General features: G+C 71.4%; 18 protein-coding genes. 8 read left to right on the plus strand and 10 right to left on the minus strand.

Going from position 1 to position 22,950, the window contains the following annotated elements; translation table 11 throughout:
* Positions 1-12: 12 nt before the first annotated feature.
* Complete coding sequence (locus ACIBG7_RS02290) at positions 13-2,955, plus strand: BTAD domain-containing putative transcriptional regulator (protein WP_397334908.1); 2,943 nt, start codon at positions 13-15, stop codon at positions 2,953-2,955.
* A gap of 49 nt (positions 2,956-3,004) precedes the next feature.
* Positions 3,005-3,199: a hypothetical protein gene (locus ACIBG7_RS02295; protein WP_357917072.1), complete on the plus strand. Its 195-nt coding sequence runs from the start codon at positions 3,005-3,007 to the stop codon at positions 3,197-3,199.
* 53 nt (positions 3,200-3,252) lie between these two features.
* Here the strand turns inward: ACIBG7_RS02295 and ACIBG7_RS02300 are convergent, their stop codons facing one another.
* Together ACIBG7_RS02300 and ACIBG7_RS02305 are read right to left on the minus strand one after the other, a co-directional pair.
* Positions 3,253-3,501, minus strand: coding sequence for a DUF3817 domain-containing protein (locus ACIBG7_RS02300; RefSeq protein ID WP_357917069.1), 249 nt, complete (start codon positions 3,499-3,501; stop codon positions 3,253-3,255).
* The gene (locus ACIBG7_RS02305; protein WP_397334909.1) at positions 3,501-4,277 is read right to left on the minus strand and encodes an SURF1 family protein; all 777 of its coding nucleotides are present in this window, start codon (positions 4,275-4,277) and stop codon (positions 3,501-3,503) included. The genes ACIBG7_RS02300 and ACIBG7_RS02305 overlap by 1 nt, the downstream gene beginning before the upstream one ends.
* A 105-nt stretch (positions 4,278-4,382) precedes the next feature.
* On the opposite strand from ACIBG7_RS02305, the gene ACIBG7_RS02310 reads away from it, so the two are divergent.
* Together ACIBG7_RS02310 and ACIBG7_RS02315 are read left to right on the plus strand one after the other, a co-directional pair.
* A complete protein-coding gene (locus ACIBG7_RS02310; protein ID WP_357917063.1) occupies positions 4,383-4,559 on the plus strand; it encodes a hypothetical protein in 177 nt (58 codons plus the stop codon).
* Between the two features lie 110 nt (positions 4,560-4,669).
* Positions 4,670-6,124 carry a flavin-containing monooxygenase gene (locus ACIBG7_RS02315; RefSeq protein ID WP_397334910.1) on the plus strand — a complete coding sequence of 485 codons (1,455 nt, stop codon included), beginning with the start codon at positions 4,670-4,672 and terminating at the stop codon, positions 6,122-6,124.
* Positions 6,125-6,166: 42 nt separating this feature from the next.
* Here the strand turns inward: ACIBG7_RS02315 and ACIBG7_RS02320 are convergent, their stop codons facing one another.
* A complete protein-coding gene (locus tag ACIBG7_RS02320; protein WP_397334911.1) occupies positions 6,167-7,870 on the minus strand; it encodes a gamma-glutamyltransferase family protein in 1,704 nt (567 codons plus the stop codon).
* Between the two features lie 94 nt (positions 7,871-7,964).
* Here ACIBG7_RS02320 and ACIBG7_RS02325 point away from each other — a divergent pair, with 94 nt between their 5' ends.
* On the plus strand, positions 7,965-9,083 hold the full coding sequence (locus tag ACIBG7_RS02325) for a histidine kinase (protein ID WP_357917054.1): 1,119 nt from the start codon (positions 7,965-7,967) through the stop codon (positions 9,081-9,083).
* Positions 9,080-9,727 (plus strand): response regulator transcription factor, encoded by a 648-nt coding sequence (locus ACIBG7_RS02330; protein WP_357917051.1) that lies wholly within the window; start codon positions 9,080-9,082, stop codon positions 9,725-9,727. The genes ACIBG7_RS02325 and ACIBG7_RS02330 overlap by 4 nt, the downstream gene beginning before the upstream one ends.
* Here ACIBG7_RS02330 and ACIBG7_RS02335 read toward each other — a convergent pair.
* Complete coding sequence (locus ACIBG7_RS02335; RefSeq protein WP_397334912.1) at positions 9,708-10,115, minus strand: NUDIX domain-containing protein; 408 nt, start codon at positions 10,113-10,115, stop codon at positions 9,708-9,710. The genes ACIBG7_RS02330 and ACIBG7_RS02335 overlap by 20 nt on opposite strands.
* Positions 10,116-10,381: 266 nt before the next feature.
* On the opposite strand from ACIBG7_RS02335, the gene ACIBG7_RS02340 reads away from it, so the two are divergent.
* Entirely contained in the window at positions 10,382-11,299 is a 918-nt protein-coding gene (locus tag ACIBG7_RS02340; protein ID WP_397334913.1) for a sulfite exporter TauE/SafE family protein, read from the plus strand.
* Here ACIBG7_RS02340 and ACIBG7_RS02345 read toward each other — a convergent pair.
* The 3 genes from ACIBG7_RS02345 to ACIBG7_RS02355 form a co-directional block, all read right to left on the minus strand.
* On the minus strand, positions 11,283-12,908 hold the full coding sequence (locus ACIBG7_RS02345) for a 5'-nucleotidase C-terminal domain-containing protein (RefSeq protein ID WP_397334915.1): 1,626 nt from the start codon (positions 12,906-12,908) through the stop codon (positions 11,283-11,285). The genes ACIBG7_RS02340 and ACIBG7_RS02345 overlap by 17 nt on opposite strands.
* Before the next feature lie 115 nt (positions 12,909-13,023).
* On the minus strand, positions 13,024-14,991 hold the full coding sequence (locus ACIBG7_RS02350) for a hypothetical protein (RefSeq protein ID WP_397334916.1): 1,968 nt from the start codon (positions 14,989-14,991) through the stop codon (positions 13,024-13,026).
* Positions 14,992-15,172: 181 nt separating this feature from the next.
* Positions 15,173-18,265 (minus strand): hypothetical protein, encoded by a 3,093-nt coding sequence (locus ACIBG7_RS02355; RefSeq protein WP_397334917.1) that lies wholly within the window; start codon positions 18,263-18,265, stop codon positions 15,173-15,175.
* Between the two features lie 223 nt (positions 18,266-18,488).
* Between ACIBG7_RS02355 and ACIBG7_RS02360 the strand changes: the two genes are divergently transcribed.
* On the plus strand, positions 18,489-19,871 hold the full coding sequence (locus ACIBG7_RS02360; protein WP_357917037.1) for a sel1 repeat family protein: 1,383 nt from the start codon (positions 18,489-18,491) through the stop codon (positions 19,869-19,871).
* 16 nt (positions 19,872-19,887) lie between these two features.
* On the opposite strand, the gene ACIBG7_RS02365 is transcribed toward ACIBG7_RS02360, so the two are convergent.
* The 3 genes from ACIBG7_RS02365 to ACIBG7_RS02375 all read right to left on the minus strand — a co-directional run bounded on the left by ACIBG7_RS02365 (position 19,888) and on the right by ACIBG7_RS02375 (position 22,866).
* Positions 19,888-20,259, minus strand: a complete 372-nt coding sequence (locus ACIBG7_RS02365) for a VOC family protein (protein ID WP_357917034.1) — start codon at positions 20,257-20,259, stop codon at positions 19,888-19,890.
* Positions 20,260-20,328: 69 nt separating this feature from the next.
* Entirely contained in the window at positions 20,329-21,441 is a 1,113-nt protein-coding gene (gene ald / locus ACIBG7_RS02370; RefSeq protein ID WP_357917032.1) for an alanine dehydrogenase, read from the minus strand.
* 57 nt (positions 21,442-21,498) lie between these two features.
* Positions 21,499-22,866 (minus strand): aspartate aminotransferase family protein, encoded by a 1,368-nt coding sequence (locus ACIBG7_RS02375; protein WP_357917030.1) that lies wholly within the window; start codon positions 22,864-22,866, stop codon positions 21,499-21,501.
* Positions 22,867-22,950: the final 84 nt, after the last annotated feature.

The following is a 22,950-nucleotide window of genomic DNA, read 5'->3' on the forward strand; positions in this document are numbered from 1 at the left end:
AAGGTGGCCTACATGCGCTTTGGGCTGCTGGGTCCGCTCGCCGTCTGGGGTGACGACGGCGAGCCGGTCGCCATTCCGGGGCAGAAGGTGCGAGCCCTGCTGGCCGACCTGCTGCTGACGCCGGGCCGGGTGGTCTCGGCCGACCGGCTGGCCGAGGATCTGGCGCTGAGCCGGGCCAGCCTGCACGTGCGGGTCTCGCAGTTGCGTGCCGCGCTGGGCGACAAGGGCCTGATCGTCTCGCGCCCGCCCGGCTACCTGGTCGACGGCGGCTCGCTCGACACCGCCGACTTCGCCGACCTGGTCGCCAAGGCCGAGGCCGCCGCCGATCCGCGCGAGCGGGCCGAGCTGCTGGAGCGGGCGCTGGAGTTGTGGCGCGGCCCGGCGCTGGCCGACTTCGCCGACGAGGAGTTCGCGCGGGCGGCGGTCGCCCGGCTGGAGGAGCAGCGGCTGAGCTGCCACGAGGCGCTCGCCGAGGCCCGGCTGGAGCTGGGCCTGTCGGTCGAGGTGAGCGAGCTGGTCGCGGCGCATCCGCTGCGCGAGCGGCTGCGGGCGGTGCAGATCACCGCGCTCTACCGCGCGGGGCGGCAGGGCGAGGCGCTGGCCGCCTACCAGGACCTGCGCGAGAGGCTGGCCGACGAGCTCGGACTGGACCCCGGCCCCGAGCTGGCCGCGCTGCACCAGGCGATCCTGCGCCAGGACCCCACGCTCTCCCCCGCGCCGGCCGCGCCGCGCACCGCCCCCACGCCCAACCTGCCCGCCCCGCTGGTCGAGCTGGTCGGCCGCGAGACGGCCCTGGCGGAGGTGGGCGAGCTGCTGGCCGGCGACCGGCTGGTCACCCTGACCGGCTCCGGAGGAGTGGGCAAGACCACCCTCGCGATCGAGGCGGCCCGCGCCACGGCCCGCGCGGCGTGGCTGGTCGAGCTGGCCGGCCTCGACCACACCTGGGACCTCGCCGCGCACGTCGCCGCCACGCTCGGGCTGCGCGACGACGTGCCGCTGGAGACCGCGCTGCGCGAGCGCGACATGGTGCTCGTGCTGGACAACTGCGAGCACCTCGTGGACGAGGCCGCCGACCTGGTCCGTGCCCTGTTGCGCGCCGCGCCCCGGCTCACCGTGCTGGCCACCAGCCGCGAGCCGCTGGGCCTGCCCGGCGAGGCGGTGTGGAGCGTGCCGCCGCTCGACCTGCCGGACGCGATGCGGCTGTTCACCGCCCGCGCGCGGGTGCCGGAGTCGGAGGCGCTCGCCCTGCTCTGCCGCCGCCTGGACGGCATCCCCCTCGCGCTCGAACTGGCCGCCACCCGCGCCCGCGCGCTCGGCGTGGACGGCCTGGTCGCGCGGCTCGACGACCGCTTCCGGCTGCTGGCCACCGGGCACCGCGGCGCGCCGCCCCGGCAGCAGACGCTCACCGCGATGATCGCCTGGAGCTGGGACCTGCTCGGCGAGCCCGAGCAGGCCGTGCTGCGCCGGCTGGCCGTGCACGTGGACGGCTGCACGCTGGAGGCGGCCGAGGCGGTGTGCGGGGTGGACGTGCTCGACCACCTCGTCCGGCTGGTCGACCGCTCGCTGGTGACCGTCGTGCACGGCCCCGCCGGGCCGCGCTACCGGCTGCTGGAGTCGGTGGCCGCCTTCTGCGCCGACCGGCTGCGCGAGGCGGGCGAGCTGGAGGAGGTACGGCAGCGCCACGCCGAGTACTACACCGCGCTCGCCGAACGCGCCGAGGTGCGTGGGAGCGAGCAGCGGCAGTGGCTGGCGCGGCTCGACGCCGAGGCGGCCAACCTGCGGGTGGCGCTGGCCGGGCCGCACGCGTTGCGGCTGGTGGACGCGCTGGGCTGGTACTGGTTCCTGCGCGGGCGGCTCGGGGAGGCCCGGCGGGCCATCGCGGCGGCGCTGGAGCGGGGCGGGACGCCGGACGCGGTGGCGCGGGCGCTGGCCTGGCAGGCGGGGTTCGCCGCCGCGCAGGGCGAGGCCGGGGCGGCTGTGCCGTACGAGGAGATCGAGGGGCCGCGCGAGCGGCTGCGGGCCCGCTGGTTCACCGCGTTCAACGGCTTCAACCTGGTCGCGGCCGAGGACTCCGGCTCGGCCGCGCTCTCGGCCGCGGACTTCCGTGAGCTGGGGGACGAGTGGGGTGAGGCGGCGGCGCTGATCCTGGAGGCGCGCGACGCGCACGTGCGGGTGGACCTGCCCGCCCTGGAGGCCGCCGCCGCCCGGGCCGCCGAGCTGTTCGCGCGGCTGGGCGACCGGTGGGGGCTGCTCCAGGCGGTCGAGTGGCAGGCGGCGCGGGCGGAGATCGCCGCCGACTACGCCGAGGCCATGCGGCTGACGCACGAGAGCGTGGCCCTGGCCGAGGAGCTCGGGCTGTGGCCCCAGGTCGCCGAGCGGCAGTGCTGGCTCGGCTGGATCGCCCTGCAGCGCGGCGCCCACGAGGAGGCCGTCGAGCTGGCCGAGCGGGCGCTGACGCTGGCCGTGGAGCAGGGCTTCCAGCTCGGCCACGACTTCGCGCAGGTCGTGCTGGCCTTCGCCGCCCGCCGCGGCGGCCGGCACGCCGAGGCCGAGCGCCGGCTGGGCGAGCTGCTCGAACCGGGCGCGGTGCACCACCCCATGGTGCTGACCGAGCTCGGCTTCGTCGCCGAGGAGCTCGGCGACGCCGTACGGTCGCTGGAGTTGCACCGGGCCGGCTACGAGGATGGCAGGCGGCTGGAGGCGCGGCGCGACATGGCCGGAGCGCTCATCGGGCTCGCCGGCGCGCTGGCCCTGGCCGGGCGGTACGGCGAGGCGGCCCGCTGCCTGGGGACGGCGCAGAAGGCCAAGGCCGAGTGGGAGGTTCCGGCCTCGCCGATCGAGCAGCTCGACATCGACCGGGTCACCGCCGCCATCCCGCCGGGTTTCGAGGCCGACTTCGCCGAAGGCGCCCGAACTGATCCGGATGAGATATATCGCGGCCTGGAACCGCCATGAGCGGTTCGGCGTTGCACAATGGGAAGGGCCCGCGTCCCTAGGAGTTGAGATGTCGCCCGTTCAGAAGTACGCCATCGGCGCCGGCGCCGCCGTCCTGCTGTCGTTGATCGTCTTCGGCTGGGGGTGGATCACCACCCTCGTCTTCCTGGGCGTGATCGCCGCACCCGTGGTCGGTTACTTCATGCTCGACCCGTCCCAGCGCGCGCGGCTCAAGCGAGTTCGCCGCCGCGGCATCGGCCGTTGACACAGGACCTCCCGTCCGCGGGAGGTCCTGTCCAACCATCGGCCCGTCACCGCTCAGGCGGTGGCCAGCACCTGCTCGGTGACCTTGCGCTCCACGTAGAACGACAGGAACGGCACGGTGCCGCCGAGCATGACGCCGAGGATCTTCGGCCAGCTCCAGCGGGCCTTCATGCCCAGATTCATCGTCGCGACCAGGTAGATCATGTACAGGAAGCCGTGCACCTGCGCGATGATCAGCGACGGCCACCAGTCCACCCCGACGATGTACCTCAGCACCATGCCCACGCAGAGCACGAGGAGCATCACGCCGACGATGTAGGCGAGTACTCGGAAGGGCTTGAGGGCTGACTCCACTGCTGTCCTCTCGATGTCCGTACGGCTTCGCGTACGTAGTGAACCCACATGAACACGGCGAACACTGCGAATATCCACCAGTTCAAGGCATAAGCCAGATTGCGCCAGGTGACGCTCCCGCCCACCTGAGGCGAGGGGATCTTGATCCCCGAGTCGGCGGCGACCACGAACCCGTTGCGCACGCTCTCCCCCGGCCACAGGTTGATCAGCTCGGCCGGGGTGACCGTGGAGACCTGCCCGGCGGGCAGCGAGCTGGCGGTGCGCTGCACGCTGTCGGTGGGCTCCGGCGGCCGGGTGCGCCCCTCGACCTTGACCGGCCCGGCGGGCACGGGCGGCGCGGCGGCGGGCTGGGCGACCCAGCTCCGCACCACCGGCACGAGCGAGCCGTCCGCCAGCCGCAGCGGGGTCACGACCCAGAAACCCGCACCCCGGGCGGCCCGCCCGCCGACGGCGTCGACGTCCGGCTTGCGGTCGGGCACCAGGAGCTGCCGTCCGGCGTCGTAGGCGCCCGAGGCGACGACGCGGCGGCCGGGCTCGCTGAACGTGGCGCCCGCCTTGACCAGCTCCTCCACCGCGACCGGCGCGGGGTCGGCGCTCGCGTGCGGCCGGCCCGACTCCTCGAAGACGCCGAGCTGCCAGCGCCCGAGCAGGATGAAGGCGGCAACAGCCCCGATGACCACCAGGTGCAGACCCCAGAGCCGGGGGGACAGGAGGGTTCGGAGCATGCCTCAAAGGTATCTCCCGGCAGGACCGGTCTCCCCACCAGCCCCGATCGCGAAATTCGATCAAAAGGTACAAATCAACCAAGGCCCCCAGCTAGAGTTCAGGGCATGTCTGACCAGCACATCGACCCCGCGGGCAACACCCAGCAGTTCCGCGCGTTCGCGCACCGGGTGGAGAACGAAGCAGCCCAGCAGCCGAAGCGCCGATCCCCTCTGCTGCCGATCCTGGCGGTCGTCCTGTTCATCGCGATCGTCGCGGTCGGGGCCTACCTCCTGCTGAAGTGACCTACCGCTCGGTCGCGCCACGGGCAGCCTGTGGCGCGCTGAGCCGCACCCCTTGAGCCCTCCCGGGCCGCCGATTACCTTGGACGGCAAGTCCAATAGCGGGAGGGCACGTGGCCGGACCGGGCATCGTGATCATCGGGTCCGGCTTCGCCGGCGTCGGCATGGCTATCAAGCTCAAGGAAGCCGGCTTCCACGACTTCCTGATCCTGGAGAAGGCCGCCGACCTGGGCGGCACCTGGCGCGACAACACCTATCCCGGCTGCGCCTGCGACGTCCCCTCGCACCTCTACTCCTTCTCCTTCGAGCTCAACCGCTCGTGGTCGCGGATGTTCTCCCCGCAGGCCGAGATCTGGGACTACCTGCGGGCCTGCGTGGACAAGTACGGCATCAAGCCCCACCTGCGGTACGGCAAGCAGGTCGTCACGCTCGACTGGGACGACGCGGCCCGGGAGTGGTCGATCGGCACCGCCGACGGGGAGACGTTACGCGCGAAGGCGGTGGTGTCCGCCCTAGGCGCCCTCCACATCCCGAAATTTCCGGACATCGTGGGGCGGGGGTCGTTCGCCGGCCCCGCCTTCCACTCCGCCGAGTGGGACCACACCGCCGACCTCGCCGGCCGCCGCGTCGCGGTCATCGGCACCGGCGCCTCGGCCGTCCAGTTCGTCCCGCGCCTGGCCGCCCAGGCCGCCGAGCTCCACGTCTTCCAGCGCACCCCGCCGTGGATCCAGCCCAAGCCCGACTTCGCCTTCTCCGAGCGGGCCCGCCGTACTCTCGCCCTCCCCGGAGCCGCCCGTGCCCTGCGCAACACGCTCTACTGGGCCCTGGAGACCCGCGCGCTCGGTTTCACGGTCGACCCCCGGCTGATGAAGGCGCAGGAGCGCCTGGCGCTCAACCACCTCGCGGCGCAGGTGCCCGACCCGGAGCTGCGCGCGAAGCTGACCCCCGGCTACACCATCGGCTGCAAGCGCATCCTGCTGTCCAGCGACTACTACCCGACGCTGACCAGGCCGCACGTCACCCTGCACACCGAGCGCATCACCGAGATCACCCCCACGGCCCTGCGCACCCGGACCGGCGGGCGGATCGAGGTGGACGCGATCGTCTACGGCACCGGGTTCAAGGTCGTCGAGAAGCTCAGGGAGCAGCACATCACCGGGCGCGGCGGGCTCAGCCTCCAGGACGCCTGGCGCGAGGGCGCCGAGGCATTCCACGGGGTCAGCACCGCGGGCTTCCCCAACCTGTTCTTCCTGCTCGGGCCGAACACCGGGCTCGGCCACACCTCGGTGGTCTTCATGATCGAGGCTCAGGTGCGGTACGTCATGGAGTGCCTGCGGCTGCTGGCCAGGACCGGCGCCCGCGCGCTCGACGTGCGGCCCGGCCATCAGCGCGCGTACAACCGGCGGCTGCGGGCCCGGCTCGGCCGGCGGGTCTGGACCGAGGGCGGCTGCGACTCCTGGTACCTCGACGAGCACGGCGTCAACCGCACCCTGTGGCCGGGCTTCACCTTCGAGTACTGGGCCCGCACCCGGCGCGTCAGGAGCGAGGCCTACGAGCTGATCCGCTGACCCCGGTACGGCGGTTCCGCGCCGCCGTACCGGGGAGCGGGATCAGGGACGGGCGGGCCGGACGACCAGGGCGCTGCCGCCGCCGCGCCGGGTGGGTTCGGCGACCGCCTGGACGCGGCCGCGGCCGAGGAACTCCAGCGCGGTGGCCGCGCCGATCTCCGGGTTGAGGACCAGCTTGTGGCCCAGCGCCTCCAGCGACGCCCGGTGCTGGTCGAGGAAGGCCTGCTCGGCCTGCGTCTGCTCGGTGTTGCGCTGGGTGGCGCGCGGCGCGGCGAGCGCCTCGGGCAGGCTCATCCCGAACTCGTAGCGGTTGAGCAGGATCTGCAGCACGGTGGTGATGATGGTGGACCCGCCCGGCGAACCGACCGCGAGCACCGGCCGCCCCTCGTCGAGCACGATGGTCGGCGCCATCGACGAGCGGGGCCGCTTGCCGGGACCGGGCAGGTTGGGGTCGCCCGGCGCGGGCCCGAAGGTGAAGTCGGTCAGCTCGTTGTTGAGCAGCAGGCCGCGGCCGGGCACCACGATGCCGTTGCCGCCGGTGGACTCGATGGTGAGGTTGTAGGCCACGACCGTGCCCCAGCGGTCGGCGACGACCAGGTGCGTCGTCTCCGGGCCCTCGTCGGCGACCGGCGTGGCGGTCTCGGCGGGGGCCGGACAGCCGGAGTAGGAGCCGTCGGGCGAGCCCGGGGCGGCCGGGTGGGCCATGGCCCGCTCACCGATCAGGCAGGAGCGCTCCTTGGCGAAACCGTCGGACAGCAGCTCGCGCAGCGGGACGCCGGGGAGGTCGCCGACGTACTTGCCGCGGTCGGCGAAGGCCAGGCGGGAGGCTTCGAGGTACTCGTGCAGGCCGACCTTGGGCAGCGCCTCGACGATGTTGAGCGCCTCGCCGACGGTCGAGCCGCCGGAGGAGGGCGGGGCCATGCCGTACACCTGAAGGCCCTTGTAGTCGACGCGGGTGGGCTCGCGCAGCAGGGCGCGGTAGTCGCGCAGGTCGCCGACCTCCATCAGGCCCGGGCGGACGTTGCGCGTGGCGCCGGGGGTGACCGGCGGGTTCTTGACCGTGGCGACGATCTCGCGGCCGAGCTGCCCGCCGTACAGCCACTGGGGTCCGCGGCGCGCGAGCTGGCGGTAGGTGTCGGCGAGCTCGGGGTTGCGGAAGACCGAGCCGACCGGGGGCGGCTGGCCGCCGGGCAGGTAGAGCTTGGCGGTGGAGGCGATGTCGCGGAAGCGCGCGGCGTTCGCGGCGGTCTGGGAGTGGAAGGTCTGGTCGACGACGAAGCCCTTCTCGGCCACCTCGATGGCCGGGCGCAACGCGTCGCGCAGCTTCATGGTGCCGAAGCGCCGCAGCGCCAGCTCCCACTGGGCCACCGCGCCCGGGACGCCCGCGGACAGGCCGCTGGTGACGGCCTCCTCGAACGGGATGCCCTCCAGCGAGGACGAGGTCATCGCCGCCGGGGCGGTCTCGCGGCCGTCGATGGTGTGCACCCGGCCGCGCTGGTAGATGACCATGAAGCCGCCGCCGGCCGCGCCGGCCGAGTACGGCTCGGTCACGCCCAGCACCGCGCCCGCGGCGACCGCGGCGTCGATCGCGTTGCCGCCCCGGCGCAGGATCTCGACGGCGGCCTTGCTCGCGTCGTGGTCGACGGTGGCGACGGCTCCGCCGTACCCCTCTTGAACCGGGACCTTTTCCTGCTCCACGGGATGGATCGGGACGATCAGCGTCCCGGCGAGGATGAGTCGGATCATGCACTCACCATGACTCAGGTACGCCCCCCGGGGTAGGGCCCACTCCCACACCGGGCGGATGCTTTTCGTCGGAGCGGTGGCCTAACGTGGGGCCGTGCGTAAGAACGACCCTCTGGTGGCGCTGATCGTCGCCGTGGTCCAGGTGGTGGCCTCCCAGGGCGCCTACTGGGGACAGAGGGATTTCCGCGAGCCGCTCGACCCCTACGCCTACGCGTTGCTGCTGGTCGGGCCGCTCATGCTGCTGGTGAGGCGGCACTGCCCGATCACCGCGACGCTGGCCACCCTGGCCGCGACCTACGCCTACGTGTGGGGCGGCTACCCGTACGGGCCGATCTTCCTGAGCCCGATCGTGATGTTCGCCTTCCTGCTCGTGGTCGAGCGCAAACGGCTGCAGGCGTGGGCCCTGGCCGGGCTCACCCTGGTCACCTTCCTCACCTACGCCTGGGTGATCGGCCGCCGCGACCTGTTCCACAACCTGGCCGTCACCGCCTTCATCCTGCTGGTCATGCTCGCCTCCGAGCTCGCCCGCATCATCCGCGAGAAACGCCGCGAGCTCCACCGGGTCGAGGAGGAGGAAGCCCGGCGGCAGGCCAGCGAGGAACGGCTGACCATGGCCCAGGAGCTCCACGACGTGCTCGCGCACAACATCTCGCTCATCCACGTCCAGGCCTCGACCGCGCTCCACCTGATCGACGAGCACCCCGAGCAGGCGCGCACCGCGCTGGCGACGATCAAGACCGCGTCCAAGGAGGTGCTCGGCGAGATGCGCTCGGTCCTCAACGTGCTGCGCGAGGGCGCGCCCCGCTCCCCCACCGCCGGGCTCGACCGGCTCGACGAGCTCATCGCCCGCTCCGGCCTCGACGTCACCCTGGAGCGCGAAGGCGCCCGGCCCGTGCCGCCCGGCGTCGACCGGGCCGCCTTCCGCATCGTCCAGGAAGCGCTCACCAACGTCACCAAACACGCACCCGGTGCCAAGGTCACCGTCACCCTGACCTACGGTGACTCCCTGCGGGTGCGCGTCACCGACACCGGCGGCACCACGCCCGCCGTCCTCGCCGGCGAGGGCGGCGGCAACGGCATCCCCGGCATGCGCGAACGCGTCACCGCGCTCGGCGGCGACTTCACCGCCGGACCCGCCGGACCCGGCTTCGCCGTCGACGCGCGGCTGCCCCTGTCCGGCGTGGACGCCCGGCCGCCCCTGGAGGACACATGATCAGACTGCTGCTCGCCGACGACCAGGCGCTCGTGCGCGCCGGGTTCAAGGCGCTGCTCGACGCCCAGCCCGACATGACCGTCGTCGCCGAGGCCGCCGACGGCGCCGAAGCGGTACGGCTGGCCGCCGAGCACACCCCCGACGTGGTGCTCATGGACATCCGCATGCCGGGCGTCGACGGCCTCACCGCCACCCGCCTCATGCCCGCCGGGCCGCGGATCGTCATCCTGACCACCTTCGAGCTCGACGAGTACGTCTTCGAGGCGTTGCGCGGCGGGGCCAGCGGCTTCCTCGTCAAGGACACCGAGCCCACCGAGCTCATCCAGGCGGTCCGCGTCGTCGCCGCCGGTGACGCCCTCCTGTCGCCCGGCGTCACCCGGCGCCTGATCGCCGAGTACGCCTCCCGGGCCAAGGAACCCGTCGCCACCGACGGCCTCGACCAGCTCACCGACCGCGAACGCGAGGTCCTGGCCCTGGTGGGCACCGGGATGACCAACGACGAGATCGCGGCCAAGCTGTTCATGTCACCGGCCACCGCCAAGACGCACGTCAGCCGGACGATGATGAAGCTCCACGCCCGCGACCGGGCGCAGCTCGTGGTGATCGCCTACGAGTCCGGCCTGGTCAGGCCGGGCTGGCTGTAGCCGCCTCGATCAGCGGCCGGTAGCCGTCCTCCAGGTCCGCCGGCAGCTCCCCCACCGGGAAGAACCGCACCGCGCTGTGCTCCTCGCTCAGCCAGAGCTCCACCGCGCCCGAGACCGTCGCCCGCACCGCCACGATCAACACCTTCCCCTGGCCGATGGTGAAGATCTCCGCTCCCGCCACCGGGCCGACGTTCACCTCCAGCCCGCTCTCCTCCCGCACCTCCCGCCGCACCACCTCGGCCAGCGTGCCGTCCTCCCGATCCGGCCACCCGCCGGGCAGCTCCCACTTCTCCCGCGGGTTCCTGCACAACAACACCCGCCCCTCGTGCAGCACCACGGCCTTGATCGAGGCGTGCATGAAGTACCAGCCGGTCTCTTTGTCGATCACGAGCTGATCATCAATCGTCCCCGCGGGTGAAACAAGTGTTACTGGCCGCTGTCGGAGCATCGCGTTAGGTTCACCCCAGGACTCCATCGCCAATTCCCCCGAGACCTCGCCCGCGACCTCCCGGTCCACCGAGACCTCCCCGTTCACCGAGACCTCCACCGAGACCGCCACTGCGAACTCCCCCGAGACCTCCGCCCAGACCTCCCCCGAGAGCGAGGGACCCGATGCAGCCCCCCGTACCCCCTCCCGCGCAGGACTGAGGCCCGGTGGAGCCGATCTCCCTCTTCCTCAGCGGCCTGGCCGCCGGCCTCGTCGCCGGCACAGCCTCCTGTACGGCCCTGCAGGGCGGCCTCCTCGTCGGCCTCGTCCACCGCCACTCACCCAGCGCCGCCACCCCCCAGGTCATCGCCCGCTTCCTCACCGGCCGCCTGACCTCGCACCTCCTGGCCGGCGCCCTGCTCGGCTGGGCCGGCTCCGCCATCCGCCTGCCCCCGACCGTCCGCGCCGTCCTGCTCGTCGCCGCCGGCCTCAGCGTCCTGGCCTTCGCCCTCCGCCTGATCCGCCACGACCGCGCCAAGCACCACCGCCCCACCGGCTGCGCCCCCACACCCACCCGCACCCGGGGCGCCTTCCTCCTGGGCGCCGCCACCATCCTCATCCCCTGCGGCGTCACCCTGAGCATGGAACTCGTCGCCGTCACCAGCGCCTCCCCCGTGGGCGGCGCCGCCGTCATGACCGGCTTCGTCGTGGGCACCGCCCCCGCCTTCGCCCTCCTGGCCCTCCTCCTCCGCAAGCTCTCCCAGACCCGCCTCGCCCTCCTGGCAGGCGTGGCAGCGGTCGCCGTCGCCCTGTGGACCATCACTTCCGGCCTCAGCCTCGGCGGCTGGTGGCCCGGCTCGACCCGCCCGGCCGCCGCCGCCCCGCCCGCGCGGGGCCCGATCGTCGTCTGGGCCACCGCCACCGGCTACCGTCCGGCCCTGGTCACCGCCCCGGCCGGGCAGCCGGTGGACCTGGTGTTCAAGGTGGCCGAACCGGGCTGCACCCGGACAGTGACGATCGCCGGGACGGATCACTCCCTCCCGGCGACCGTACGGCTGCCGCCTCAGCGGGCGGGCACCCTGCGCTATGTGTGCTCGATGGGGATGTACCAGGGGTTCATCCGCTTCGTCACGGAACGAGGGTGACGCGGTCCCCCTTCGGCGGCTGGACCGGGGTGTTGCGGGCGATGTAGGTCGCCACCGCGCCGCCGTCGTCGAGGCCTCCGGTGAACCGGTCCGTGCCCTCCCGGAAGGTCGGGAAGCCGTCGTAGCCGGACATCAGGATGTGCGTGGCCGCCACCCGGATCACCTGGGCATCGGTCACCGCCACCCCGTTGATGGTCAGTTCGGTGACGGTGGAGCCGGTCAGCGTGTACCGCACTCCGGCCGACGGGGTCAGCGGCCCGGTCTGCGCGGTCGCCTCGCCGAGCAGCTTCTTGAGCTGGGCTCCGGTCAGGTTCAGAGCCTGGAGCGAGTTGCCCCGCGGCTGCGTGCCGTGGGCGTCCTCGATGGTGAGCGGTCCTGCCTTGAGCCCGGCCTCGACGGACCTGCGGCTGACCAGCGCGATCTGGGCGCCGGAGACGGACTTGATCGACTCCAGCAGCGCGTCGGCGACCAGTTCCACGACGGGACCACCGGTGGGCGTGAGGGCGATGTCGGCGGTCGCGGTGCCGATCACCTGGCCACCCTGGAAGCCGTGGCACTTGAGGTAGTAGACGATGTTCGACTTCAGCCGGCCGGGCTGGTCGATCTCCACCTGGACGAAGCCCTTGCTGGTCTCCGCGGTCAGCTCCAGCGGCTCCAGCACGGCGGTGTGCGCGCCCTTGTGGCCGGCCGGGACCTCGACGCTCTGCCACGCCTCGGTGCCCACATAGCGGTAGCGGACGGTCTGCGCTCCCGCCGGCAGCCCCTCAAAGGTGCCCCGGATCTTGAACGTGACCGGGCACTTGGCCGCAGTGACCCGCTCGACGTCGATCGTGGCCTTCTTCACCGGCCCTTCCAGGGCGACGACCTTGAGGGTCGCCGTGGCGAAGGAGTTGTCGGCGAAGACCGCCCGCACCTCGTGCTCACCCGGCGCCTCCGCCACGGTGGCCTGGAAGCTGTAGGCGCGCTTCTGCCCGCTGACCGGGTGCACGGCCGGGGTGAAGGCGGCCGAGGTGATGGTCCGGACGTCGGCGGCGGTGTTCGTGACCGTCACGGTCACCTTGTCGCCGGGGTTCGCGGTGGACTTGCTCAGCGTGAGCGAACGCTCCTGCCCCTGGCCGGCCGGCGGCGGGGTGACCGGCTTGGTCGCGCCCTCGACGGTGTAGCCCACCGGCTCCCACGTGTCGGCGCCGCCGCCCGAGCCGCCCGAGCCTTCGGGGCAGTCGACGGAGAACGCGGCCTTGGCGGAGGTCTTCTTCGCCGGCCCGAGCAGGCGCACCGCGCCCCATCCGCGGACGTCGCCGTGCACCTTGAGGGTGGTGGCGAGCCTGATCTTCTTCACGCCCTTGCCGCCGACGCGGTAGGTCTTGACGGCGCTGGTGTCGCCGTCGCTGAAGGTCCAGACGTACTTCAGGGTCGCGGGGGCCTTCACCTTGGCCGAGACTGCCAGCCGTACGGTGGCGGGGCAGGTCCCGGCCTGGGTCTTCGGGCTTGCGGCAGCCGTACCGAACACCACCGGGGTGGGGGCGGCCTGAGCCGGTACGGCGAGCAGGCCGGCGGCGAAGGCCAGGATGGCCGCAACGCTCCCGGCCCGGCGTCGGGCCGCGGTCACTAAGGTCACTGGATTCCTCTTCCAACGGATCTTGAAGGCGGAATCCTGACAGACCCAGGTAACCGTTCGGTCAACAGCAGGGGACGGGCGGCACCGCCACCCGTCCCCCGGGTCGTCACTTGCAGGTGATCTTGAACTTGAGCGCGTTGCTCAGCTCGGCACCGAGGAACTCCGGCACCTCGACCCGCCGATACTGCTCATGCTGGGTCGTGGAGTAGAAGTCCTCCGAGTCGATCACCGCGGTGTAGCTGTCACCGTGACCCGCGGGGATGGTCAGGTCCCGGAACGGCGTCACCAGGTCGACGGGGAAGATCGCGACGCGGAACTTGATCTTCAACGCCCCTGCCGGAGCCCCGGCGAGATTGAAGGTCACCTTGTAGTTCACCCGGTGCGGGCAGGCCACGGGAGTGCCGGACGGGGCCGGCTCGGCGACCACCGACAGGCTCCGCACGGGCGAGCGGTAGACCGACAGCTTGGCGGTCAGCACCTCGCCGTTCGCCAGCCGCGCGGTCACCGTGTGCTCACCGCTGCGGGCATCGAGCGACACCCCTACCCGGTAGACCACCCGGGTCTCACCGCGGAAGTCCGAGTCGCGGAAGGCGCTCGACTCGATCTTCTTGACCTCGCTGTCGACGCCGTCCACGGTCACCGTCACGTGCTCACCGGGACGGACGGTGTCCGGCTCCAGCGAGATGGTCGGGCCGACGCAGGTGATGTCGTAGGCGACCTCGTTCGAGACCAGCTTGTTCTGCTGGCTGACCTCGATCTTGACCGTGCCCTTCTCCGTGGCCTGGACGGTCAGCGGCTTGAGCTGGGCCACGAAGGTGGCGCCGTGGTTGGCGGGGACGGTCAGCGACTGCCACTCCTCCGTGCCGACGCGGCGGTACTGGACGGTGGACTCCACCGCCGGCAGGCCCGAGACGTCGAAGGTGCCCGTGACGGCGAGAGGCTTGGGGCAACGCCCGGTGTACTTGACCGGGTCGACCGCGATCGAGAGGCTCTTGATCGGGTTGACGTCCACCTCGACGGTGAAGGTCGCGGTCACGCTGGTGTTGTCGGCAAAGACCGCCTTGACCTCGTGCGCTCCGGCCTGCACGGCGACCTTGGCGTCGAAGGAGTACTCCTTGTGGCTGCCCGCGACGGTGTGCACGGCCGGCTCGAAGGCGTTGGAGGTGATGCTCTTGACGTTGACGTCGATGCCCTTGACGGTGACCTTCACCGTCTCACCCGGCTTGCCGGCGGGCTTGCTGAGCGTGATGCTCGGCTGGGCGCACTCGACGGTGTACGCGGCCTGGTTGGACTTCAGCGCGTTCGGCTGGGCGACCTCGATCTGACGCCAGCCGCTCTGGCTCACGCTGATCTTGCCCAGGTCGACCTCGTGCGTCGTGCCGTGGTTGGCGGGGACGGAGGTACTCGCCCACGCACCGACGGTGCCGTCGGAGGCCAGCAGGCGGTAGTTGATGGTGAACGCCGTGGCCGGGGCGCCGGTGATGTCGAAGCTCGCCGCGAGGGCGAACTCCTTCGGGCAGCGGTCGGCCTTCTCCTCACCGCCCGCGCCGAGCCGCAGGGTCACGGCCTTGACGTGGTTCTGCTCGGCGGGCGGCGGGGTGCCGCCGTTGCCCGGGTTGGCCGGGGGCTCCTCGACGTGGCCGTAGGACAGGTGCACCCAGCCGCCGCTCGTCGCGTGGCCGGTGCCGCCGCCGTTGTCGCCGCCGCCGGTGCAGGTGACCGCGAAGTAGGCCTTCTTCGAGACCTTCTTTACCGGGCTGAGGAGGCGCACCGCGCCCCAGCCGCGAGCGTCGCCGCCGACCTTGATGGCGGTGTGCAGACGGACGTTCTTGATGCCCTTGCCGCCCACGCGGTAGGTCTTCACGGAGCTCTTGTCACCGTTGCTGAAGACCCACTGGTACTTGAGCGTCGCCGGGGCCTTCACCTTGGCCGCGGTCGACAGCTTGACCGTGGCCGGGCACTTCGTGGTCTGCGTCTTGGGCGAGGCGGCAGCCGTACCGAACACCACTGGTGCCGGAGCCGCGCTCGCCGGGGCGGCGAGGCCCCCAGCGGCCAGGAGCGCGACGACAGCCATCGCGAATCCCGTGAAGCCGCGCCTCGCCGTACTTGCGAGTTTCACTGCTTTCCCTCTCATCGGAAGATCTCCCCATCTCCCCGGGGAGCGATCCTTCCAGACAAAAGGTGACTAGAGGTATTTATGGGGAAAGAGTGAAGGGTGGTCATTGACCGGAGTCAATGACCACCCTTCAGGTCAATCAGTCACACCGCGCCTTGAAATGGAACCTGTCAGAAACGGGGCGGGGCTGGTCGACCACGAGCTCCAGTTGGGTGTTGTACCCCTCGTTCCTCTGGATGGTGACGCTGTGCACCGCCGCCGTGAAAGAGGTGCCGTGGTTGGCGGGGACCGCGATCTCCCTGACCGCGCGGTTCTCGGGGAACCGGTAGCGGATGGTGAACGCGCCGGCAGGCGCGCCCGTCAGGTCGAAGGTGGCATTGAACTGGAAGGTGGTCCCACAGGTGACCTTGCCGTTGCTCGGCAGGTCCGGGGCGACGGACAAGGAGACGCCCTTGACGTGGACCGGGCTGAGCACGGTGAGCTGGGCGACCAGCGTGGTGCCGTCACGCAGGTACGCGGTCACCGGGTAAGTGCCGGGGGCGATCTCCTTGACCTCGGCGTTGTAGGAGTACCGGTACTCCTCCCAGGTGGGGTCCTTGGGCGAGGGGTCCAGGGCCTGAGAGACGACCTTGTCGACCTTGGAGTCGACGCCGTTCACCTCGACCTCGATCTTCTCGCCGGGCATGGCCGAGGACTTGCTGAGCGTGATCGAGCGCTCGAGGCAGGTCACCTCGTACGACTCCTGGTCGGAGCGCACGCTGGTGCCCTTGATCTCGATCTGGATGCTGCCCTTGCCGCTCGCGGTCACCTGGAGCGGCTCCAGCCAGACGAGGTCCTTGCCGTCATGTCCACCGGTCACCGTGACGGACTGCCACGTGGCGGTGCCGACGATGCGGTACTCCAGCGTCTGCGATCCGCGCGGCAACCCCGAGAACAGCGCGTAGATGGGCAGCGACACCGGGCACCTGGCCCGCACGTCGTCGTCCTTGAACTCGATCTTGAGACCCGTCACCTTGATGGGAGCGGCCTCGACCTTGAGCGAGGCGGTGACGCTGGAACCGTCGGCCAGCTTGGCCGTCACCGTGAAGGTGCCGAGCTTGTCACCCACCGTGGCGTCGAACTCGTACACCCGCTTGGTCCCCGAGACGGTGTGGTCCTTGGGGACGAAGGCCTCGGAGCTGATCGTCCTGACGTCGGAGTGGAAGCCGTCGACCCTGACCTCGACCTTGTCGCCGGGGTGGGCGGTGGTCTTGTCGAGGGTGATGCCGGCCTTGCCGCACACGACCTCATAGCCGGCCTCGTTGGACTTCAGGCCGTCGGGCTGGTTGACCTCCAGCCGGACCTTGCCCGCATCGGACGAGGTGAAGGTGAGCGAGGGCAGGTCCGCCACGTGGGTCCCGCCGTGGCCGGCCGGGAGGGTGAGGGTCTGCCACGCGCCGGCGCCGACGCGGCGGTACTGGATGCTCGTGACGTAGGACGGGATGCCCTTGAAGGTCGCGCGCACCTTGAGCGTGACCGGGCACTCGCCCCGGTAGCCCGTGGGATCGACGACGACGGCGACCTGGGCGACCGGGTTCTTGACCGCCTCGACGGTGAAGCCGGTCCCGGCGTCGTCGCCGTTGGCGAAGGTGGCCTTGACCGGGTGCTCGCCGATGACCGCGGACACCGTCGCCTTGAAGGTGTACTCGCGCTTGCCCGCCGGGGCCTGGTGGGTCTCGGGGGTGAACGCCTTGGAGACGACGGTCTTGACGTCGGAGCCGAAGCCCTTGACGGTGACGGTGACCTCCTCGCCGGGGTGGCCCGAGGCCTTGCTCAGCACGATGGAGTGCTCGCCGCAGGCGATGTCGTAGGCGACGGCGTTGGACTTGGCGCCGTCGGCCTGCTTGAGCTCGATCTGGTAGGCGCCCTTCTTGCTCTCGGCGAAGCGCAGGGGCTCGAGCTCGGCGGTGTGGCTGCCGTTGTGCCCGGCGGGCACCGAGATCGTCTTCCATGCCTCGGTGCCGACCGCGCGGTAGGCGATGGTCAGCGGGGCAGCCGGGTAGGTGCCGAGGTCGAAGGTGGCGGTGACCTTGACGGGGGCCGGGCAGCGGCCCTCGTAGGCGGCCGGGTCGAGGGCGAGCTTGACGCCCTTCACCGGGTTCGGGTCCTCGACGACCTTGATCTTGGTGGTGGCGCTGTCGTTGTCCGCGAAGAGCGCCTTGACCTCGTGCTCGCCGAGCTGCGTGGAGACCTTGGCCTCGAAGGAGTACTCCTTCTTGCCCGCCGGGACCGCGTGGGTCTCGGGGACGAAGGCCTTGGAGGCGATGCTCTTCACGTCGGCGCCGACGAACTTGGCGGTGACGGTGACCGTTTCGCCCGGGTGCGCGACCGCCTTGCTGACACTGACCTCGGGGTCGCCGCAGACCAGGGCGAAGTGCGCCTGGTTGGACTTGATCTGGTCGGGCTGGGCGACTTCGAGCTGCTGCCAGCCGGTCTTGGCGACCTCGATCTGGCCGAGGTCGGCCTGGTGGCTGGTGCTCGCGCCGGCCGGCAGGGTGAGCGACTTCCAGTCGGAGACCTTGCCGTCGGAACCGATCAGCCGGTAGGTGACGGTGGCGCCCGGCTTGGGCGCGACGGCGAAGGTGAAGCCGGCCTTGAGCGCGATCTTCGTCGGGCAGCGCCCGGCGTAGCTCTTGGGCGTGGCCTCCAGCGTGATCCCGCGCACCGGGTTGGGGTCAGTGGCCGGCGGGTTGTCCTGCTGGGGCTGACCCGTGGCGGGTGGAGCGGTCCATTGTCCGTAGCCGACGGCGATCATCGGGTCGGGCGTGCCGGTTCCGCCGGTGGTGCAGGTGACCGCGAAGTGCGCCTTCCTGGAAACCTTCTTCACCGGCGCGACCAGACCGACCGCGCCCCAGCCGCGCAGGCTGTCGGCGACCTTCAGCGTGGTGGTCAGCCGGAGGCTCTTGATGCCCTTGCCGCCGACGCGGTAGGTCTTGACGACGCTCTTGCCGCCGTCGCTGAAGAGCCAGCGGTACTTCAGCGTGGCCGGCGCCTTGACCTTCAGCGCCGTGGCGAGTTTGACGGTGGCGGGGCACGGCACGCTCTGGACCTTGGGCGAGGCGGCAGCCGTACCGAACACCACAGGTGCCGGGGCCGCGCTCGCGGGGGCGGCGAGGCCCCCGGCGGCGAGCACGGCGGACAGGACTAGGACGAGCCCCCCGATGCCGCGCCTCGCGTGTGCTGCGAGACTCACTGGATTCCTTCCTTAGGAGTGCATTCGGTGGGATCGTTCCAGAGAAAAGTCAATTTGCGGCCAATATCGGGCTTTTCCCGGAACTGTCAACACTGGTGTCAGAAATAGCACGGTTCCCACAAGAAACTCTGACAACCGGAAAGCCAGGCCCAGCAAAGACCGCAATTACCCTCCGCAACGAAGTGATTACATGTCACCCTGTCCTACACACCCGGGAGGGGACATGTCCTGGTGGCAACTCGAGCAGGCGACCGCGGTGCCCGCGCCGCGGTCCGGAGACGAGCCCGATCTGCTGGTGGCGGCGCACCAGGGTGATGCGGGCGCGGCGCATCGGCTGGGCAAGCTCTACGCGGCGCGCGGGGATCGGTCGGCGGCGCGGCACTGGTGGGAGCGGGCGGCCTCGGCCGGGCAGGTGGACAGCGCGTTCAACCTGGGCGTCTGGCACGAGAAGCACGGCAGCCTCGACGAGGCGGTGACGTGGTACGAGTTGGCCGCGGGGATGGGCGACATCGAGGCGGCGCTGAACCTGGCCACCTTGCTGCTGGAGCAGCGGGGCGATCTGGCGGCGGCGCGGATCTGGTTCGAGCGGGCCGCCCACAACGGGTCACGTACGGCGGCGCGGAAGCTGGCGCTGATCTGCGAGGACGCCGGGGAGCTGGCGATCGGCCGGGAGTGGCACCGGCGGGCGGCGGCCGACGGCGACCTGGCCTCGGCGCACGACCTGGGGTTCCTGGCTTACGCGGCGGGTGACGGCGGCGAGACGGTGCGGTGGTGGGAGTTCGCGGCCCGGGGCGGGCATCCGGAGGCGGCCTACCACCTGGGGCTGTTCCTGCAGGCCACCCGCGATCCGGAGGGCGCGGAGGGGTACTACCGGCTGGCGGCCGAGCACGAGCATCCGGGAGCGGCCTCGCAGCTCGGCGGGATCGCGTTGTCGCGCCGGGACCTGCGCACGGCGCTGGCGTGGTTCGAGCGCGCGGCGGCGGCCGGGCGGCTGGATGACCAGCGCATGGCCGGGTTCGTCTGCGTCGAGCTGAGCGACTCGGCCGGGGCCAGCCACTGGTTCGGCCGCGCGGCGGCCAGCGGCGACGCCGAGTCGGCCTTCAACTTCGGCCTCCTGCTGATCGCGGAGAACGGCGACCTGGCCGGCGGCCAGCACTGGTTCCGCCAGGCGGCGCTGTCGGGCCACCACCGGGCGGCGATGGAGCTGGGCGGGCTGCTGAGCGCGACGGGTCACCCGGGCGAAGCCGAGCGGTGGCTGGCCGATCCGCCGCCGCCCACCTGGGACCGGCTGGCGGAGCCGGAGCTGAGCGCCAGGGCCGAGCTGGCCTCGGCGGCGACCGGCCGGCGCGACGGGGTGCCGCTGCCGGTGCCCGAGCTGACGGAGATCCTGGGCACCTGGGACCTGCTCACCCGGCCCCTGCGCGACCACGCGGACGTGGTGGTCTGGCTGACCGAGCGCAGCGGGGTCCACACCGCCGCGGTCGAGCACCTCGCCTCGGTACGGGCCACGCTGCTGCGGCCCGGCACGGCGCCGTGGCCGAGCCGGGCCGAGATCGAGCACGTGCTCGACACCGCCAGGCTGCTGCGCGCCCGGCTGGTGCGCTAGCCCGCGGCGAGGCGGGCTAGCGGCGCTGGCCGAGGTGGAACAGGTGGCCCTCGTTGTCCTTGAACGTCGAGGACCAGCCCCACGGCTCCTGCTTGGGCTCGGTCACGAACTCCACGCCGCGCCCGGCGAGCTCCTCGTGCGTCTTGACCAGGTCGTCGGCCTCGAACAGCACGTAGTTCGGCTGCTCGCCGGAGAGCGAGGGCCAGTCCGCGCTCTCCTTGTACAGGACCAGGCGCGGGCCGCCGCCGGCCGGCGCCACCTCGACCCAGCGCTCGTCGCCGTAGGACTGGTCCATGACGACGTCGAACCCCATCTGCTCGGACCAGAAGCGCCTCGCGGCCTCCTGGTCCTTCACGTACAGCGTGATCTGGCTGATTCCGATAGCCATCGACGGCCTCCTCGTGGTCTTCGCCCCCCAAGGGGATATAACCACGGCCTGCCGTACCTGGCCTGGAAGCTAGGCCAGCACGTCGGAAACCGGCACGTACGGCAGGCCGAGGGCCTCCGCGACCGGCTCGTTGGTGAGCTGCCCGGCGTGCGTGTTGAGCCCCAGCGCCAGCGCGGTGTCGGCGCGCAGGGCCTCCTTCCAGCCCAGGTCGGCCAGCTTGACCGCGTACGGCAGCGTGGCGTTGGTGAGAGCGTAGGTGGAGGTGTTGGCCACCGAGCCGGGCATGTTGGCCACGCAGTAGAAGATCGAGTTGTGCACCTTGTAGGTGGGCTCGGCGTGCGTGGTCGGGCGGGAGTCCTCGAAGCAGCCGCCCTGGTCGATGGCGATGTCGACGAGCACGGAGCCCGGCTTCATGCGGGAGACCAGGTCGTTGGAGACCAGCGTCGGGGCCTTGGCGCCGGGGATGAGCACCGCGCCGATGACCAGGTCGGCCTGGAGGACCTCCTGCTCGATGGCGTAGGAGTTGGACACCAGCGTCTTGAGCCGGCCCTGGTAGACGGCGTCGATGAAGCGCAGGCGGTCGACGTTGGTGTCGAGGACGGTGACGTCCGCGCCCATGCCGACGGCGATCTGCGCGGCGTTGAGGCCGGAGACGCCGCCGCCGATGACGACGACCTTGGCGGGGGCCACGCCGGGCACGCCGCCGGGCAGGACGCCGCGGCCGCCGTTGAAGCGCATCAGGTTGTAGGCGCCCACCTGCGGCGCGAGCCGGCCGGCGACCTCCGACATCGGGGCGAGCAGCGGCAGGGCGTTGCCGACCTGGACCGTCTCGTAGGCGATGCCGGTGGTGCCGGCCTTGAGCAGCGCGTCGGCGCAGGCGGCGCCCGCGGCCAGGTGAAGGTAGGTGAAGAGGACGAGGTCGCCGCGCAGGCGGTGGAACTCCTCGGCGATGGGCTCCTTGACCTTCAGCACCATCTCGGACTCGCCCCAGGTGGCGTCCGCGGTGTCGAGGATCTTGGCGCCGGCGGCGAGGTACTCCTCGTCGGTGATGTGCGAGCCGAGGCCGGCTCCGCGCTGGACGAACACCTCGTGGCCGTGGCGGACGAGCTCGTGGACACCGGCGGGCGTCGCCGCGACGCGGTACTCGTGGTTCTTGACCTCAGCGGGCACACCGATCTTCATTGGTGTGGGTCCTTTCCTGGACGTGCCCGGCACGCCGTCGTGCCGGGCGGGGGGTGGTTACAACAACTTCCAGGCGTCCGTGAGCACGCCTCGGAGGATGGACTCGATCTCGTCGAACTCCTTCTGGCCCGCGATGAGCGGCGGCGAGAGCTGGATGACCGGGTCGCCGCGATCGTCGGCCCGGCAGTAGAGCCCGGCGTCGTAGAGCGCGTGGCTGAGGAAGCCGCGGATCAGCCGCTCGCTCTCCTCCGCGCTGAAGGTCTCCTTGGTGGTCTTGTCCTTGACCAGCTCGATGCCCCAGAAGTAGCCCGAGCCGCGCACGTCGCCGACGATCGGCAGGTCGTACAGCCGCTCCAGCGTCTGCCGGAAGGCCGGCTCGTTGCGGGTGACGTGGCCCAGCAGGTCCTCGCGCTCGAAGAGGTCGAGGTTGGCCAGCGCGACCGCGGCGCTCACCGGGTGACCGCCGAAGGTGTAGCCGTGCGCGAACATCTCGCCCTCGGCCTTGAACGGCTCGAACAGCCGCTCGTGCGCGATCATCGCGCCGATCGGCGAGTAGCCGCTGGTCATGCCCTTGGCGCAGGTGATGATGTCGGGCACGTAGTCGAACTTCTGCCCGCCGAACATCGTGCCCAGCCGGCCGAAGGCGCAGATGACCTCGTCGGAGACGAGCAGCACGTCGTACTCGTCGCAGATCTCGCGCAGCCGCTTGAAGTAGCCGGGCGGGGGCGGGAAGCAGCCGCCGGCGTTCTGCACCGGCTCGACGAAGACGGCGGCCACGGTGTCGGGGCCCTCCATCTCGATCGCGCGGGCGACGCGGTCGGCGGCCCAGATCCCGAACTGCTCCGGCGTCATCCCCGGCACGCCGGTGATCTCGTCGGCGCGGTAGTGGTTGGTGTTCGGCACCGCGACCCGGCCGGGGACCAGCGGCTCGAACATCTGCTTGAAGGCGGGGACGCCGGTGATCGACAGCGCGCCCTGCGGGGTGCCGTGGTAGGCGACCTGGCGGCTGATGACCTTGTGCTTGAGCGGCTTGCCGGTCATCTTGAAGTACTGCTTGGCCAGCTTCCACGCGCTCTCGACGGCCTCGCCGCCGCCGGTGGTGAAGAAGATCCGGTTCAGCTCGCCCGGGGTGTGCTCCGCCAGGCGCGCGGCCAGCTCGGCCGCCTTGGGGTGGGCGTAGGACCATAGGGGGAAGAAGGCCAGTTCCTGCGCCTGCTTGGCGGCCGCCTCGGCCAGTTCGGTGCGGCCGTGCCCGGCCTGCACGACGAAGAGTCCGCCGAGTCCGTCCAGGTATCGCTTGCCGCGATCGTCGTAGATGTACACCCCTTCACCCCGGACGATCATCGGGATGTCGGACTTGCTGTACGCGCCGTGTCTCGTGAAATGCAACCAGAGATGCTCTTGGGCCGCCGTCTGGACGTCCATACGTATCTTCCCTTGTGTCGGACTGCTCACAGTTTGCCTGCTGAGCTGCGGATTGCCAAGCGAAAGCGTGGCAACACTCTGCAA

It is taken from the genome of Nonomuraea sp. NPDC050328 (assembly GCF_044459405.1).
Classification (GTDB): Bacteria; Actinomycetota; Actinomycetes; order Streptosporangiales; family Streptosporangiaceae; genus Nonomuraea.

Excerpts from the sequence above, each read along its gene's own strand:
- ACIBG7_RS02365 (WP_357917034.1), bottom strand. The coding sequence starts at position 20,259 with ATGGCTATCGGAATCAGCCAGATCACGCTGTACGTGAAGGACCAGGAG.
- ACIBG7_RS02375 (WP_357917030.1), bottom strand. The coding sequence starts at position 22,866 with ATGGACGTCCAGACGGCGGCCCAAGAGCATCTCTGGTTGCATTTCACG.
- ACIBG7_RS02310 (WP_357917063.1), top strand. The coding sequence starts at position 4,383 with ATGTCTGACCAGCACATCGACCCCGCGGGCAACACCCAGCAGTTCCGC.
- ACIBG7_RS02350 (WP_397334916.1), bottom strand. The coding sequence starts at position 14,991 with ATGGCTGTCGTCGCGCTCCTGGCCGCTGGGGGCCTCGCCGCCCCGGCG.
- ACIBG7_RS02290 (WP_397334908.1), top strand. The coding sequence starts at position 13 with ATGCGCTTTGGGCTGCTGGGTCCGCTCGCCGTCTGGGGTGACGACGGC.
- ACIBG7_RS02330 (WP_357917051.1), top strand. The coding sequence starts at position 9,080 with ATGATCAGACTGCTGCTCGCCGACGACCAGGCGCTCGTGCGCGCCGGG.
- ACIBG7_RS02295 (WP_357917072.1), top strand. The coding sequence starts at position 3,005 with ATGTCGCCCGTTCAGAAGTACGCCATCGGCGCCGGCGCCGCCGTCCTG.
- ACIBG7_RS02305 (WP_397334909.1), bottom strand. The coding sequence starts at position 4,277 with ATGCTCCGAACCCTCCTGTCCCCCCGGCTCTGGGGTCTGCACCTGGTG.
- ACIBG7_RS02320 (WP_397334911.1), bottom strand. The coding sequence starts at position 7,870 with ATGATCCGACTCATCCTCGCCGGGACGCTGATCGTCCCGATCCATCCC.
- ald (WP_357917032.1), bottom strand. The coding sequence starts at position 21,441 with ATGAAGATCGGTGTGCCCGCTGAGGTCAAGAACCACGAGTACCGCGTC.
- ACIBG7_RS02300 (WP_357917069.1), bottom strand. The coding sequence starts at position 3,501 with ATGCTCCTCGTGCTCTGCGTGGGCATGGTGCTGAGGTACATCGTCGGG.
- ACIBG7_RS02360 (WP_357917037.1), top strand. The coding sequence starts at position 18,489 with ATGTCCTGGTGGCAACTCGAGCAGGCGACCGCGGTGCCCGCGCCGCGG.